15 protein-coding genes and 1 riboswitch are annotated in these 14113 nt (G+C 46.4%); of the genes, 7 read left to right on the top strand and 8 right to left on the bottom strand.

The genetic code is table 11. The features are described from left to right. Nucleotides 1–27 precede the first annotated feature (27 nt). The 3 genes from LCM00_RS16715 to LCM00_RS16705 form a co-directional block, all read right to left on the bottom strand. Nucleotides 28–765 (bottom strand): amino acid ABC transporter ATP-binding protein, encoded by a 738-nt coding sequence (locus tag LCM00_RS16715; RefSeq protein ID WP_224904180.1) that lies wholly within the window; start codon nt 763–765, stop codon nt 28–30. Between the two features lie 17 nt (nt 766–782). Beyond that, nucleotides 783–1514 (bottom strand): amino acid ABC transporter permease, encoded by a 732-nt coding sequence (locus LCM00_RS16710; RefSeq protein ID WP_224904178.1) that lies wholly within the window; start codon nt 1512–1514, stop codon nt 783–785. 62 nt (nt 1515–1576) lie between these two features. Next, complete coding sequence (locus tag LCM00_RS16705; protein ID WP_224904176.1) at nt 1577–2416, bottom strand: transporter substrate-binding domain-containing protein; 840 nt, start codon at nt 2414–2416, stop codon at nt 1577–1579. 102 nt (nt 2417–2518) lie between these two features. Further along, nucleotides 2519–2702, bottom strand: a riboswitch (Lysine riboswitch). Nucleotides 2703–2781: 79 nt separating this feature from the next. On the opposite strand from LCM00_RS16705, the gene LCM00_RS16700 reads away from it, so the two are divergent. Together LCM00_RS16700 and LCM00_RS16695 are read left to right on the top strand one after the other, a co-directional pair. Continuing rightward, nucleotides 2782–3099: a hypothetical protein gene (locus tag LCM00_RS16700; RefSeq protein WP_224904174.1), complete on the top strand. Its 318-nt coding sequence runs from the start codon at nt 2782–2784 to the stop codon at nt 3097–3099. Nucleotides 3100–3132: 33 nt separating this feature from the next. Next, nucleotides 3133–3522, top strand: coding sequence for a DUF1259 domain-containing protein (locus LCM00_RS16695; protein WP_224904172.1), 390 nt, complete (start codon nt 3133–3135; stop codon nt 3520–3522). 45 nt (nt 3523–3567) lie between these two features. Here the strand turns inward: LCM00_RS16695 and LCM00_RS16690 are convergent, their stop codons facing one another. The 3 genes from LCM00_RS16690 to proV are packed head-to-tail and all read right to left on the bottom strand — an operon-like array spanning nt 3568 to nt 6530. Further along, a complete protein-coding gene (locus LCM00_RS16690) occupies nt 3568–4458 on the bottom strand; it encodes a glycine betaine ABC transporter substrate-binding protein (RefSeq protein ID WP_224904170.1) in 891 nt (296 codons plus the stop codon). 15 nt (nt 4459–4473) lie between these two features. Continuing rightward, a complete protein-coding gene (locus LCM00_RS16685) occupies nt 4474–5307 on the bottom strand; it encodes an ABC transporter permease (RefSeq protein WP_224904169.1) in 834 nt (277 codons plus the stop codon). Beyond that, nucleotides 5304–6530, bottom strand: coding sequence for a glycine betaine/L-proline ABC transporter ATP-binding protein ProV (gene proV / locus LCM00_RS16680; protein WP_224904167.1), 1227 nt, complete (start codon nt 6528–6530; stop codon nt 5304–5306). The genes LCM00_RS16685 and proV overlap by 4 nt, the downstream gene beginning before the upstream one ends. A 311-nt stretch (nt 6531–6841) precedes the next feature. On the opposite strand from proV, the gene LCM00_RS16675 reads away from it, so the two are divergent. Next, nucleotides 6842–7387 carry a GbsR/MarR family transcriptional regulator gene (locus tag LCM00_RS16675; protein ID WP_224904165.1) on the top strand — a complete coding sequence of 182 codons (546 nt, stop codon included), beginning with the start codon at nt 6842–6844 and terminating at the stop codon, nt 7385–7387. A gap of 126 nt (nt 7388–7513) precedes the next feature. Here the strand turns inward: LCM00_RS16675 and LCM00_RS16670 are convergent, their stop codons facing one another. Then, nucleotides 7514–8149, bottom strand: coding sequence for an NAD(P)H-dependent oxidoreductase (locus LCM00_RS16670; RefSeq protein WP_224904163.1), 636 nt, complete (start codon nt 8147–8149; stop codon nt 7514–7516). A gap of 170 nt (nt 8150–8319) precedes the next feature. Next, nucleotides 8320–9711 carry a tetratricopeptide repeat protein gene (locus tag LCM00_RS16665; RefSeq protein WP_224904161.1) on the bottom strand — a complete coding sequence of 464 codons (1392 nt, stop codon included), beginning with the start codon at nt 9709–9711 and terminating at the stop codon, nt 8320–8322. A 267-nt stretch (nt 9712–9978) separates the two neighbouring features. Between LCM00_RS16665 and LCM00_RS16660 the strand changes: the two genes are divergently transcribed. From LCM00_RS16660 to LCM00_RS16645, 4 genes are read left to right on the top strand one after another with little or no spacing between them, the layout of a single operon-like run. Further along, nucleotides 9979–11046: an iron-siderophore ABC transporter substrate-binding protein gene (locus LCM00_RS16660; RefSeq protein ID WP_224904159.1), complete on the top strand. Its 1068-nt coding sequence runs from the start codon at nt 9979–9981 to the stop codon at nt 11044–11046. A gap of 1 nt (nt 11047) precedes the next feature. Continuing rightward, the gene (locus tag LCM00_RS16655; protein ID WP_224904157.1) at nt 11048–12082 is read left to right on the top strand and encodes a FecCD family ABC transporter permease; all 1035 of its coding nucleotides are present in this window, start codon (nt 11048–11050) and stop codon (nt 12080–12082) included. After that, the gene (locus tag LCM00_RS16650; RefSeq protein WP_224904155.1) at nt 12079–13110 is read left to right on the top strand and encodes a FecCD family ABC transporter permease; all 1032 of its coding nucleotides are present in this window, start codon (nt 12079–12081) and stop codon (nt 13108–13110) included. Before LCM00_RS16655 ends, LCM00_RS16650 begins: the two co-directional genes overlap by 4 nt. Then, nucleotides 13110–13928, top strand: a complete 819-nt coding sequence (locus tag LCM00_RS16645; protein ID WP_224904153.1) for an ABC transporter ATP-binding protein — start codon at nt 13110–13112, stop codon at nt 13926–13928. Before LCM00_RS16650 ends, LCM00_RS16645 begins: the two co-directional genes overlap by 1 nt. The last annotated feature ends 185 nt before the right edge of the window (nt 13929–14113 follow it).

The following is a 14113-nucleotide window of genomic DNA, read 5'->3' as shown; positions in this document are numbered from 1 at the left end:
GCCATGGGACCTGTCCCCCCGGCTCTTTTACACTTTCAATGTCCGCTTCAAAAATTCCCTTGTCCGCTCCTGCTCAGGGTTGTTGAAGATCTGTTCCGGGCTGCCTTCTTCTGCGATGACGCCTTTGTCCATGAAGACGACGCGGTCGGATACTTCTTTCGCGAATTCCATTTCATGGGTGACGATCAGCATCGTTTGGCCGGATGCGGCCAGTTCCTTCATGACTTTCAGGACTTCTCCCACCATCTCCGGGTCAAGGGCCGATGTCGGCTCATCGAACAGCATCACATCAGGCTCCATGGACAGCGCCCTCGCAATGGCGACGCGCTGCTTCTGCCCGCCTGAAAGCTGCTTCGGCTTGGCATTGATATATTGATCCATGCCCACCACCTTCAAATATTCCATGGCGACTTTCTCCGCCTCTTCCTTAGAGCGCTTCAGCACCTTGACCTGCCCAACCACACAATTGTTCAGGACATTATGATTATTGAAGAGGTTGAACTGCTGGAAAACCATCCCTAAGTTCTGGCGGTAAGCAAAAATATCATGCTTGTCGTCAAGGATATTCTCGCCATTATAGATGATCTGGCCGCCGCTCGGTTTTTCCAAAAGATTGATGCAGCGAAGGAGGGTCGATTTTCCGGAACCAGAGGAGCCGATGATTGTAACCACCTCTCCTTTCTCTACTGAAAAATCGATGTCCTTCAATACTAGATTCGTGCCGAAGGATTTGCTTAAGTGCTGAACTTCAATGACTTTTCCCATGCTCTCTCCCCCTTCCTTTACAAATTATTTTCACCCTTGCCCAGCAAATCGAAATTTTCAGGGCCGTCTAATTTCCGTTCAAAATAACGCAGAATTCTTGTAACGATGAATGTCATGACAAAATAAATCACGCATGCCACAAAGAATGACTCAAAGTATCTAAAATTATTCCCAGCTACCGATTTGGTCATAAAATATAATTCCGATACTGATATAACATTAAGGACAGATGTGTCCTTGATATTAATGACAAAATGGTTGCCTGTTGCCGGCAGTATATTGCGTATGACCTGCGGGAGCACTACATTCCACATCGTCTGATAATGATTCATCCCAATCGCCTGGGCTGCTTCGAACTGCCCTTTATCAATGGAGACGATTCCCCCGCGGACGATTTCTGCCATATAGGCCCCAGTATTGATTGATACAACAATGATGGCCGCTGCCAGGACATTGATATCAACGCCAAACGCCAAAGCAGAACCATAATAAATGACCATGGCCTGGACGATCATCGGTGTTCCGCGGAAAAATTCGATATATACCGAAAGGATGAAATTGATCACCTTCAGCATGATTTTTTTAGGTCCGCGCTCTGGTGCAGGGATGGTCCGGACCACTCCTGCCAATAAGCCGATGCCGGCGCCGATGATAGTTCCGATCAAGGAAATGAGCAGTGTGATCCCAGCTCCCCGAAGGAACATCGGCCAGTTTTCCGAAATGATTCTAACGATCCAATCGAAGCTCATCTTTCTCCCCCTCTGTTCATCATAAAACCGACTGTAAGCGTACAGCCGGTTCTATGTCTGTCTTATTGTGCTGCTGGCTGGTTCTGGATGGCTTCATCCATGATATTGGTGCGATCTTCTTCTGAAATGCCTTTTAAGATTTCGTTGATTTTTTCTGTCAGTTCACTGCCCTTTTCAAGTCCCACAGCGATTGCTGTATCATCTTCGGAAGTTTTGAATCCTTCCTCAAAATCAACCATCGCAAAATTGTCATTGGCAGCAGAAGCACTGACTGCTTCAGGACGCTCTGACACGTATCCATCAATGATTCCGGATTCCAATGCAACCCTCATCGCAGGGAAATTGTCCATCGCTGTTTCTTTCGACACACCGTCAATCTGATCGATCACGGAATAGTGGAATGTATTCAATTGAGCTGTAACCTTAGCACCATTAAAGTCCTTGAGGCTAGTGGCGTTCTCATATTTTCCGCCTTTTTTCACAACCATAACCAGCTGGGAGTTATAGTAATTGTCTGAGAAGTCAATCGTCTCTTTGCGTTCTGCCGTTGGCGACATACCCGCAATGATGGCATCGATCTTGCCTGACGTCAGCGCCGGCACAAGACCGTCCCATTCTGTCTTCACGATTTCTAATTCCTTGCCAAGCCCGTCAGCGATTTTCTTGGCAATTTCAACATCATAGCCGCCCGCATATTCTGCAGAGCCTTTAATTTTCACACCGCCATTGGAATCATCTTTCTGCGTCCAGTTGAACGGAGCATAGCCTGCCTCCAGGCCGACCTTGAACGTATCACTTTCTGAAGAACCTGAATCTGAACCTGAACTGGTGCTTGATCCGCAGCCGGCCAGCAAAAGGACTGCCGAAAGCATACTAGCTAAAAACAATGAAGCTTTTTTCATGTTTTCTCCCCCTATATTTGTATGATGAGAACAAAATAAAAACGACCTAAGATTAACTTAGGTCGTTATATACATATGCCCATAAGTCCTCTTTTTTTCCCTAAATGAGATAGCACAACTCAATAAGCCGGGAAGCCCATTGAGACAGTCCTGCAGCTCTTAACTGCAGACCCAGCAGGCAATACTGAGATATATGTGCCCGCTTCGGCGATATTTCCTTCTCCCTAGCATCATCGCTTCTCAAGCTCCGCTAAAGACTGTTAAACACCGCGCCTCTACCTCACTAGCAAAGTGAGGTCTTATTTAATTTTCTCTAATAGTCTACAACTATATAAATAATCTGTCAATCCTTCGTCCTGGGCATTATGTCAGGTATGATTTTCCTGGAGGTACCAATTCAAGCACGTATTATTATCGCAGATGATGGCTTCCAATTAGGTGGATCGGATGATGTGCAAAGCGTAATCCATCTGGTGACGGTGATGTCGAGAATACCTAAAGGAGTTGCTGCCTCTAAAGGCATAGAACTTTCTGTCAAAGGGATTGGTTTGGACGAGCCCGGACTCCCCTACAGAAATATCGATATAAAAAGAAACACATCCAGGGGATGCCTCTTAGTCTTTACCTCTAATATTCTGGTTAGAATGTACAATACAAGCGCAGATTTTTTTACAGAGGCATAGACTAAATCATCTGAGAATGAAGGGGAATTTATTATGCCTAATATCGATGCACTCTGCCAGCAATTTGGCCACATCCTTAATCAAAAACCGAAACTCAAAAACGGGGTTTGCACTGTAACCATTGACCGCAATCTCAATGTGGCCATCCAAGGCCGTCCCAGCCGCAGTGAACTTCATGCTGGACTATCCTTTGAATCACTGGATTATGAGGGCAATGCACTTAATCTGGGTGAAATCGTCCTGCTCGAAGAGGAGATTCCTGCATTTATAGACAGCTTAACCAGAAACGGCCTCATCATCAGTGCTCTCCATAATCATTGGCTGTTCACAGAACCTGCCATTATGTACATTCACTTTCAATCTGTTGAACCTCCGCTGCATTTCGCACGTAAAGCTGCTGAAGCCCTCAAGCTTCTAAAGTGATCAGCCATAAAAAGGAGCCGGAGACATCCCCCGGCCCTTTCATTATTAGTCCAAGTCTTCAATTGAATCGGCTTCTACATAAGAAGGAACAACAAGTCCTGTTTTTGCGCCTTCAAGGTTTTCACCAAGGCGTTCCATATCGTCGCCATACTGATCCAGATAATCTTTATGTGTCAGCGGCAGCCAGCCGGATACAGTCGCATCTGCGTCACCGTTGGCAACGGCCGTGAACATTGGGCCTGCATCCAACTGAACCATTTCCACATTGTAGCCGATGCTTTCCAGCACTTTCGCTACAACATTAGTGCTTGCAATCTCAGAATCCCAGGCTACATAAGAAAGTGAAATGTCTTCCCCGCTTACTTCATCTGCACCGTTTGTCCACTCGGCTACTTTATCACTATTGTCTTTCACCCATGTTTCAGCAGCTTCGGCAGGATCTGTCCCTTCCTGGATTGCAACCATAACTTCACCGATGTCGTCATTTGTCCAGAAAAATTGGTCAAGCACCTTGTAGGCACTTGGCTGGTCTTCTTCCAGGCCTTTGCGTGTGAAGGTTTCGATTTTCTCTGCTTCACCGTAGATCCCTTTAGGGTCTTCCAGATATTTAAGATCATATTTGGCGAACATCCAGTGAGGCGTCCAGCCAGTTACGATGATAGGCTCTTCATCTTTGATGGCATTGTCCAGCTCAGCAGCCATGGCAGCCGAAGAGGATTCAACCAGTGTATAGTCTTTCAAATTATCATACTCTTCCAATGCTTTATTGGTTGCCGACATGATTCCGGCACCAGGCTCGATGCCAGTGATTTTGTAATCCACTCCATCACCGATCGTGCTGCCTTCCTTTGAATCTTCAGAATCATTTCCGCAGGCAGCCAATCCGACAGACAATGCAAGGATTGAAGCCAACCCGGCCATACGCAATTTTTTCATTGTATTTCTTCCCCCTTAGTTTTTAGTGATTCTTATATTTTGAGAAATCCGGTCAAGCACGATCGCCAGGATGACGATGGCAAGACCAGCTTCAAAACCTGTACCGACTTTCAGTTGAGTCACGGCACGATACACATCTGCACCCAGTCCTGGCGCACCTACGAGAGATGCGATAACAACCATGGATAGAGCAAGCATGATGCTTTGGTTGATTCCGGCCATGATAGTGTTCATTGCCAACGGCAGCTGAACCTTAAATAATTTCTGGCTTGGCGTTGAGCCAAACGCGTCAGATGCTTCTACAAGATCCTCCGGCACCTGGCGGATCCCGAGATTGGTCAATCGGATTGTCGGCGGCATCGAGAAGATGACGGAAGCAATGATACCCGGTACAACCCCGATCCCGAAGAAAATGATGGCCGGGATCAGATAAACAAATGCCGGCATTGTCTGCATAAAGTCAAGGACCGGCGTAAGGATGCTTTGCGCACGATCGCTTTGTGAAATCCAGATTCCAATCGGTATTCCGATGATGATCGATATAATGACCGATGCCAGGACAAGGGCAAGCGTATCGATCGTCCCATCCCAATAGCCGAGATTATCAATCAGCAACAAGCCTATAGCGGTAAATAATGCTACTGTCCAGCGGCTTACCCACCAGGCCAAGCCTGCAAAAATCATAATCAGCAGCAGCGCCGGAATTGATTCCAATACCATGACAAAGAACTCAACAACTGCTCCGATTCCATCTGTCAGGATGTCAAAGAAAGGGCCCAGAATGTCTTTGATCCAGCTGACTGCACTATCCACCCAGCTGGCTAACGGAAGCTTCGGCAAAAATGTCATATGCTTTCCACCTCATTTCCTTGAACTTCTGCATTCAGATCAGACTCCAGCCCTGCAAGTGCACCAAGGACAGCGCCCCTTACAATGACTCCCTTGAGCCGTCCTTCCTCGTTAATGACAGGCAGCGGCAGTACAGCCGTAGCCACCTGCTCGAACAAGTCTACGAGAAGGGTCTCCGGTTTGATGGAATCAAGATCAGTAATGAGGATTTCTTCAAGGGGCTGCTGATTCTTGACGGCAGCTGACGCAGCTTCAATCGTGACGGCGCCCAGGAGCTTTTGCTTGCTGTCGACAACGAACAGATGGGATATCCCTTCATTCTTCATGACCTTTACAGCCACACGCGGGCCGCGGTCAATGCGCACCATTTCAGGGCGTTTCATGACATGCTCTGCCGTGAGGACCTTCGAGAGGTCAACATCTTCAACAAAACGCTCCACATATGCATTGGCAGGGTTTGTCATGATTTCCTCAGGCGTCCCGATCTGGACGATGTTCCCATCCTTCATCAGGGCAATTCGGTCGCCGATGCGGAGGGCTTCATCAAGATCATGGGTGATGAAGACAATCGTTTTTTCCATCTTTTCCTGCAGTTCAAGCAATTCGTTCTGCATATCTTTGCGGATCAATGGATCGAGCGCACTGAATGCTTCATCCATCAGCAGGATATCAGGATCATTCGCAAGGGCGCGCGCCAGGCCGACACGCTGCTGCATACCGCCGCTCAGTTCGCTCGGATAGCTGTTTTCATATCCTTTAAGGCCGACGAGCTCTAATGACTCTATTGCCTTCTGTCTGCACACAGATTTTTCTGCTCCTTGAATTTCAAGACCGTATTCAGTATTTTCGAGAACAGTTCGGTGAGGGAATAATGCGAAGCGTTGAAATACCATGCTCAGTTTCTTCCGTCTTACTTCCCGCAGCTCTTGGGGGTTGAGCTTAACGATGTTCTTTCCATCAATATGTACTTCTCCATCGGTCGGATCGATCAGCCGATTCAGCATCCTGACCAATGTGGATTTTCCGCTCCCGGATAATCCCATGATGACGAATATTTCCCCGGCATACACATCAAAGCTAGCTTTATTGACTCCGACGGTCATTCCGGTCTTTTCGAGTATCTCCCGCTTTGATTTCCCCTCATTCAGGAGCCTGACTCCCTGGCGGGGCGATTTACCAAAGACTTTCGTTACGTTTTGGACGCTTATTTTCTTTTCAGCCATAAATCCACCTCTAAACTTTGTTTATACATGACGATTTCTGTCGAATCGAACTGTTTTTCCAGCGTACTTAAAAAGTATAAGGGACTTTAGTTGGATGTAACAAACCTGTTAATCCATCATATCCCATCAATAAAGTTCGTACAGTTTAAACTGTACGTTCTAAATTATCTTATTCTTAGATTTCTTCTAATATGCTCCCTTTCTCGCTGCTTGCATTTGCTTTACTTTAGTGAATGCAAACTTTAAAATGAATCAAGATGAGAGGATTGGCATAATTCTCTTCTCATTTGTGACTAGAATGGTGGTGTAGCATGCATAACGAAGAATTGGTCGCACAGGCACGGGAAAGAGTTATAGAATCCGTGGCGAGAAACATGCATTTATACGGGGTTACCCCCTCTATCGGGCGCATCTATGGAACCCTTTATTTCGGAAAAAAACCTATGACATTAGATGAACTGAAGGAAGAGCTTGAAATGAGCAAAACCAGTATGTCTACTGGTGTCAGGACCCTGCTGGAATTGAATATGGTTGAAAAGGTCTGGCGAAAAGGAGAACGTAAGGATCTGTACCAGGTCAAAGGGGATTGGTACCAGGATTTCATCGATCGCTTTTGTACTCAATGGAGAAAAGGGACACAGATGAACCTGGCTGCCTCTCTTGCATCGCTCAAGGACCTGGAACAAGTCCTATCACATACAGAAGATGAAGAAACTGTAAATAAAGCCGAGAACGATCTCCAAAAGATCAATTATGCCATTGAATACTATACCTGGCTCGACAAAGTCATCGATCTTTTCGAATCAAGAGAAATTTTTGAACTGACAAAGTCCAGGGATGAGAAAGAGAATGAATAACTAAAAAAAGTTGCCAGACTCCTTTTGATAGGGGGCCTGGCAACTTTCATATACAATTCTTTTAAAAATGCTGCATGTAAAACAGCCTCAAGGAGACATGCCTCTGCCCAAATGGCAACTGCGGAGTCAGAAACCTAATTCTTCGAGGCGTTTCTTCCAATCATCAAAATGCTGCAATTTTGTTTCCTCATCTGCACCTGCAGGGAATAAAAAAGGTTCCAGCACGGTCATTCCACAATAGAACAGCTTCTCATGCTGAATATTAAAGAGGCGTTCTTCTATCCTGCCTTTTATTCCGGTCTCTCCATAATCCGAAAGGTCCTCCGCCCCATGGGTCAAGGATATAATGGCTTTTTTCCCTTTTAGATTGCCTTCTTCATAACGGCCCGGTCCGTAAGCAAAGCTATACGAAAATACGCGGTCAAACCAGCCTTTTAAAATTGCAGGGGCGTCAGTCCACCACATCGGATATTGAAAAATAATTAAGTCTGCCCAGCTTACCAGTTTTTGTTCTTCCACAATATCAGCTGAAAAGGTGCTGTTTCTATAGGCATGATATTGTTCTGAGATATAATTGAAGCGGTTTGGATTTTTCAGGACCTGAAAATCATCTCTGTCTGCAATTGCTTTAAATTTCTTTTTATACAAATCTGATATTTTTACCTCATGGCCATTCCTCTCCAGCGTTTCCACTGTTATGTCTTTAATGGCCCCATTCAGCGACTGACCGTCCGGATGGGCGAAAACGATGAGAACTTTCATATTTAAAGCCCCTTTAAATGATATAGTAGCTTCCCGCTTGTATATATTCTATATCTTAGACTCCGTTCCTTCTTATGAAAAACTTAAGTTTGCCTGTCACCCTTGCTTCTGTTACAAGTGGAGACCTGACTCCAGCTGCGTGCGCGGGGACAGGTACCAGCAGAAAGCTATCAAGCCCTTTTCTGGACCTGGATACACAGCTGCCGATAGGCGTCTGATTCGCAGTCCATCCCCTTTTCATGGTAGGTTTTCGCCAGCCATTGCAGAGGTCTCGGGTCAGCCGGCCTCAACTCCATTTCCCAGATGAAGCATTCAACCGCTTTATCCAGCTGGCTCAGTTCAAAATACAGCTCCCCAAGCAGCTGCATATCGTCGGGATTTTCATAAAGCTTTTGCATCATATCAATTTTTTCAACTATCGCCAGCCTCTCATGACTGTCTTTTAATGGCTTCAGCCAGTTTTGGATATAAGGCAGCTCGTGATTAGTCAGCAGCGAGATGACAAACTTTTTAAGGAGTTTGTCAGCTTTTTCAGGGAATCTGTTTATGTATTGCCTGATAAGGGGATAAAGCATTTCTGGCTGCAGAGGCTGATTGTCCGGCTCCCACTCTTCCAGCAATTCTCCGATGGCATATATCTGCGATTCATCCAGTTGAAAAGCGTGGCTTTGCATCAGCTTGAATACTTTGTCAACAGCATGATTTTGTATATACTTTTCTAATACATCCTTTTCTAATGGAAGGAAGTCGGGCAATTGAAAAGATAAGGATTCTTGAATTTGGAGGGAATCTATTTCTGTATGCAGAGCAAGCAATTTTAAGAGATGTGCATAGCAGTCAGGTGAAGGAGACGCTATGAGTTTGTGTATGGATAAGGCGATGAGGTCCATCCAGCGGGATTCTTTTTCCAGCGTGCCAATAAGCTGCCGGAAGCATTCTTCGTCCTCCCTCTGGAAATAGAGTGTTTTTTCTGCAAAAATGGGGTCTTTGGCAAACAGCTCTTCAGGCTTTTCACTGTACTGCCAGGCATATTTGCTGAAGATCATGTCATTGCTGTGGGTAACAGCCAGACTCGTTTTTGGGGCAAAGTCCATGAGCAGGCGGATAATCTGATAGCCTGAAAAATAGTCTCCATTACGGCGGTATTCAAAATAGACGGATTTAATTTCATTGAACAGATCCCTTTTGGGTATCAGTGATTCGAAAAAGGTAAGGATAGATGCCTTTTCCAGCGGGGTATATTGCCTTTCCAGCTTTTTTAGCAGCTGATTAAAGCTGATGCATTGGCAAGGGTGATTAGCAGAAAGCAGTGTTCCGATAAACGGGTGGGGACTTTCGAAGACCATGCCTTTTTTAAAGGCGTGCTCAATGTAAGAATGGCGGCGGAGTTTGGCGGTTTTCAGCGCTGTTAGGAAATGATATTTATAAAAGATGAGATAATATGCTTCATTTTTTTCACTGAACGCTTCTATTACCTGGCCCTGCAGGTAGAATGCAACCCGCTCTGCTTTTAAACTGATCTGTTTTTTATGATCATAAAGCAAGAATCGATCCTGGCTCATATCAAATCCCCCTTTTTTTGCTATAAACAATACTTAATCTGTATAAATTAACTCTATATCTGCATTTTAGCATATATAAAGCTCCACCCCCTAACTCCGGGTCCTGTTATATAAGATCCCCCTACTCCATCCCTGTATTAATTTAATTCACTGTAGGTGGATCCTATTGAATTCTAAATATTCTATTGACATCATCACTCTTACCATATACATTAATGATAGTGATAATTATTATCAATTACGTTCAGAGAAGGAAGGATAATCAAGATGAATGCCAAACGAAGATTTTCTATTTTCACAACATTCCTGATCGCTTTGCTGACATTTGCATTGGCGGGCTGTTCAGATGATCAATCAAATGGAAACTCAGAATCTGCCGGGAATTCCAATAAAGATAATGCTGAATCTGAAGAAGCTTCTGCTGAGTATCCAATCGTAATCAAACATGCCTTTGGCGAAACTACTATAGAAGAAAAACCTGAACGCGTTGCTACGATTGCATGGTCGAACCATGACGTCGCTCTTGCTCTTGGTGTTGTGCCTGTAGGCTTCTCAGCCGCAAACTATGGTGTTCAGGATGACAGCGGAATGCTGCCTTGGACTGCAGATGCACTGAAAGAACTGGACGCAGAAACTCCGGTTATTTTCCAGGATACTGACGGGCTTGATTTCGAAGCCATTGCTGATGTCAGCCCTGATGTCATTCTTGCAGCATACTCAGGCATCACCCAGGAAGAATATGATACACTAAGCGAAATTGCTCCAGTTGTTGCCTATCAGACAAGCCCTTGGGTAGCCTCATGGCGCGAGCAAGTAACCTACAATTCAATGGGCTTGGGCATGGAAGAAGAAGGCAAGCAGCTGATTGCCGATACAGAAAAACTGATTGCAGACAAAGTGAGCGAACACCCGGAAGTCAAAGGGAAGAAGGCTGCATTCGTAAGCTTTGATGCATCTGATTTGTCCAAGTTCTATATCTACTCTCCAGCAGATCCGCGCGGTGCATTCCTTTCTGAGCTGGAGATGGAATATCCTGAAAGTCTCACAAGCCAAATGACTGATCCAAACAGCTTCTATATAGAAGTAAGTGCTGAAAATGCGGATATGCTGAACGATGCTGAAATTATCGTATCTTATGGAAATGATGAAACACTTGCAGCTCTGCAGGCTGATCCTATCCTTGGGAAAATCCCTGCAGTAGAAAGAGGCTCTGTCGTCATCATCGGAGATAACACGCCGCTTGCAGCAGCAGGAACTCCGAGCCCGCTCTCAATTGAATATTCCATTGACGAGTATCTGACATTACTTTCAGAAGCTGCGGGCAAAGTCGAGTAAAATGAATCATACTTCCGTTTCAGAAAATAAGCAGCTGCATCTGCCGAAACATTTCATAAAGGTGCTGATCCTTTCCATTGTTCTGCTCGGTATATGCGTACTGGCTTCACTTGCTTTCGGATCCCGCATTGTGGGATGGAATGATCTGATGGACGGCTTGTTTCATCCGGAAGCAGAGAGCCATGGAGCAAACGTGGTGCGCCAAAGAATCGCCAGAACTGTATTCAGCTTGATGTGCGGAGCGGCATTGGGAGTTTCCGGTTCCCTCATGCAGTCAGTCACCCGCAATCCTATTGCAGATCCAAGCATATTGGGAGTCAACACAGGGGCAGCATTATTCGTTGTCTGCGGAATTTCCTTTTTGGATATAGGCAGTGCGGGCCAATATATCTGGCTCGCATTGGCTGGTGCATTCATAACTGCCATTTTTGTATTCGGAATTGGTTCAATGGGGAGTGGCGGCGCCACGCCCCTTAAACTCGTTTTAGCGGGTGCTGCCACAAGTGCTGCGTTATCATCTCTTGTAATGGCAGTTATGATCCCCCGCTCCAACGTGATGGATCAGTTCAGATTCTGGCAAGTGGGCAGTGTCGGGGCAGGAAATTGGGACTCTGTCTCCATTTTCATCCCCTTTCTTATCATTGGACTGCTCATTGCCGTCTTCACAGCTCCCGCATTGAATGCATTGGCATTAGGCGATGAAGCAGCCAAAGGGCTGGGAGTGCGGACAGGGACCCTCAGGCTTTCCGCTGCCTTTGGCGGCGTGCTGTTATGCGGTGCCGCGACGGCATTGGCAGGCCCAATCGGCTTTATTGGCCTATTGGCCACACATCTAATCCGGCTCGTCATCGGCCCGGATCTTCGGTTCGTCATCCCGATGTCTGCTCTTTCAGGCGCAGCCATTTTAACCATAGCAGATGTGTGCGGCCGGGTACTCGGAAGTCCCGGAGAGCTTGAAGTCGGCGTAGTTACAGCCTTTATCGGGGCTCCTATATTGATCTTAATAACTATGAAAGCGAAAATGCGTGCTTTATGATGAATGAATCCATGAATCTTATTATGATGGGCAGACTAAAGAGACGACGCCGGTTTGTCCTTGTCACTTCGCTTCTTGCCATTATCGCCTTATCCCTCTGCGGGACCATGCTTATGCTGGGGAACACGATTTATCCTGTTTCAGATGTCATCAGCGTACTGATGGGCGAAAAAGTAAAAGGCGCTTCATTTGCAGTGGGCACCATACGGTTCCCAAGAATGCTTGCAGGTGTTTTGGCCGGGTTTGCTTTTGGCGCTGCCGGACATGTATTTCAAACGATGCTCCGCAATCCCCTGGCAAACCCGAATGTAATCGGCATAACTGCCGGATCAAGCGCCGCTGCAGTCTTTTGCATCACTGTCCTTCATGCGAGCGATACCTTTGTTTCTATCGCATCCATTATCGGCGGGCTTACTGCAGTGGCTGTTATTTTTCTATTATCAAAAGGTTCTTCTTTCTCAATCGGCAGATTAATCCTGATAGGAATCGGCATCCAGGCCATGCTTGATGCTGCCGTATCCTACTTACTGCTGATTGGCCAGCAGAATGACCTCCCTGCTGCCATGAGATGGCTGACCGGCAGCCTGAATGGAGCGAAGACAGAGGATCTTTATCCGCTCATGATTACAGTCCTGATCTTTGCACCCATCCTCATTATGCTCGGGAAAAGGCTGGATATGCTGGAGCTTGGGGAACAGGCAGCCACCTCACTCGGGGTGGATACCAATAAGACACGATTGATGCTCATCATCAGTTCAGTGCTTATCATTGCATTAGCCACCGCGGCCACAGGACCGATTGCATTCATCGCGTTCCTTTCCGGACCCATCGCCAAAAGATTGGTTGGTGCTGGTTTCTCAAGCATTATCCCGGCAGGCCTTGTCGGCATCATTTTAGTACTGGCAGGAGATCTTATTGGACAATTCGCTTTCGCTGCCAGATATCCTGTAGGTGTTATTACAGGCATTATCGGCGCTCCATATTTGATCTACTTGCTGATCCGAATGAATCGAAAGGGTGATTTATAATGAAACCGACACATGATTTTCGGGCTGAAGGAGTCACCGCCGGATATGATCAGAAAACCATCCTGCATGATATAAGCATCAGCATTCCAAGCAGCCAAATAAGCATCATCATCGGTGCCAACGGCTGCGGCAAATCTACCCTGCTCAAAACAATGGCGAGGCTGATCAAACCAAATTCCGGACAGGTCACCCTGGGGGGAAAGCCCATTCATAAAATTCCGCCAAAACAGCTGGCCCGTGTCCTTGGTCTTCTTCCTCAAACCCCGGTCGTACCTGAGGGGATAACGGTTGCAGACCTGGTTGGACGCGGCAGATTCCCGCACCAGTCTTTTCTGAAGGGCTGGACTAAGAAGGATTATGAAGCTGTTGCTGAAGCAATGGAGCTGATGAAAATCACTGAATTTGCCGACCGGCATATCGATGAACTTTCAGGCGGCCAAAGACAGCGTGTCTGGATTGCCATGGCGCTTGCACAGCAGACTGACATACTGTTCCTTGATGAGCCGACAACCTATTTGGATATCACCTACCAGGTCGAGATCCTCGATCTTTTGACAGACCTTAACCGGAAGCACGGAACGACAATCGTCATGGTCCTTCATGATATCAACCTGTCTGCCCGTTATGCGGACCATATTTTTGCTCTCGATAAAGGAAAGCTTGTGGCAGAGGGAGCGCCATCAGAGGTTATTACAAGCAAATTGATTGAAGATATTTTTGGCCTTCACTGTACGGTTGTAGAAGACCCTGTTGCAGGATGCCCCTCTGTAGTGCCTATAGGGCGCCATCATGTAAAAAGGGAATTCTCTCTGGCCTAGACTCCTGTCCAAGCAGAAAGAGACTGCCGGCACACTCCCATGCAGGGCTTGTCCGCAGTCTCTTTTTGCTGTGCACTCACAAGTCAAAGTGTCTGGCTCACGGACTAAGGATCTATTCTCATATTCATCCATAAAGCATTCCCAGGCAGAAGCCAAATGAAAGAGGCAAGCCCAATGCGGCTTGC

Source organism: Bacillus infantis (assembly GCF_020171945.1).
Taxonomy (GTDB): domain Bacteria; phylum Bacillota; class Bacilli; order Bacillales; family Cytobacillaceae; genus Bacillus_AB; species Bacillus_AB infantis_A.
This window is presented reverse-complemented; position numbering and strand designations above follow the sequence as displayed.

Coding starts and splice junctions, on each gene's coding strand:
- LCM00_RS16715 (WP_224904180.1), bottom strand. CDS start 765: ATGGGAAAAGTCATTGAAGTTCAGCACTTAAGCAAATCCTTCGGCACG.
- LCM00_RS16710 (WP_224904178.1), bottom strand. CDS start 1,514: ATGAGCTTCGATTGGATCGTTAGAATCATTTCGGAAAACTGGCCGATG.
- LCM00_RS16705 (WP_224904176.1), bottom strand. CDS start 2,416: ATGAAAAAAGCTTCATTGTTTTTAGCTAGTATGCTTTCGGCAGTCCTT.
- LCM00_RS16700 (WP_224904174.1), top strand. CDS start 2,782: ATGTCAGGTATGATTTTCCTGGAGGTACCAATTCAAGCACGTATTATT.
- LCM00_RS16695 (WP_224904172.1), top strand. CDS start 3,133: ATGCCTAATATCGATGCACTCTGCCAGCAATTTGGCCACATCCTTAAT.
- LCM00_RS16690 (WP_224904170.1), bottom strand. CDS start 4,458: ATGAAAAAATTGCGTATGGCCGGGTTGGCTTCAATCCTTGCATTGTCT.
- LCM00_RS16685 (WP_224904169.1), bottom strand. CDS start 5,307: ATGACATTTTTGCCGAAGCTTCCGTTAGCCAGCTGGGTGGATAGTGCA.
- proV (WP_224904167.1), bottom strand. CDS start 6,530: ATGGCTGAAAAGAAAATAAGCGTCCAAAACGTAACGAAAGTCTTTGGT.
- LCM00_RS16675 (WP_224904165.1), top strand. CDS start 6,842: ATGCATAACGAAGAATTGGTCGCACAGGCACGGGAAAGAGTTATAGAA.
- LCM00_RS16670 (WP_224904163.1), bottom strand. CDS start 8,149: ATGAAAGTTCTCATCGTTTTCGCCCATCCGGACGGTCAGTCGCTGAAT.
- LCM00_RS16665 (WP_224904161.1), bottom strand. CDS start 9,711: ATGAGCCAGGATCGATTCTTGCTTTATGATCATAAAAAACAGATCAGT.
- LCM00_RS16660 (WP_224904159.1), top strand. CDS start 9,979: ATGAATGCCAAACGAAGATTTTCTATTTTCACAACATTCCTGATCGCT.
- LCM00_RS16655 (WP_224904157.1), top strand. CDS start 11,048: ATGAATCATACTTCCGTTTCAGAAAATAAGCAGCTGCATCTGCCGAAA.
- LCM00_RS16650 (WP_224904155.1), top strand. CDS start 12,079: ATGATGAATGAATCCATGAATCTTATTATGATGGGCAGACTAAAGAGA.
- LCM00_RS16645 (WP_224904153.1), top strand. CDS start 13,110: ATGAAACCGACACATGATTTTCGGGCTGAAGGAGTCACCGCCGGATAT.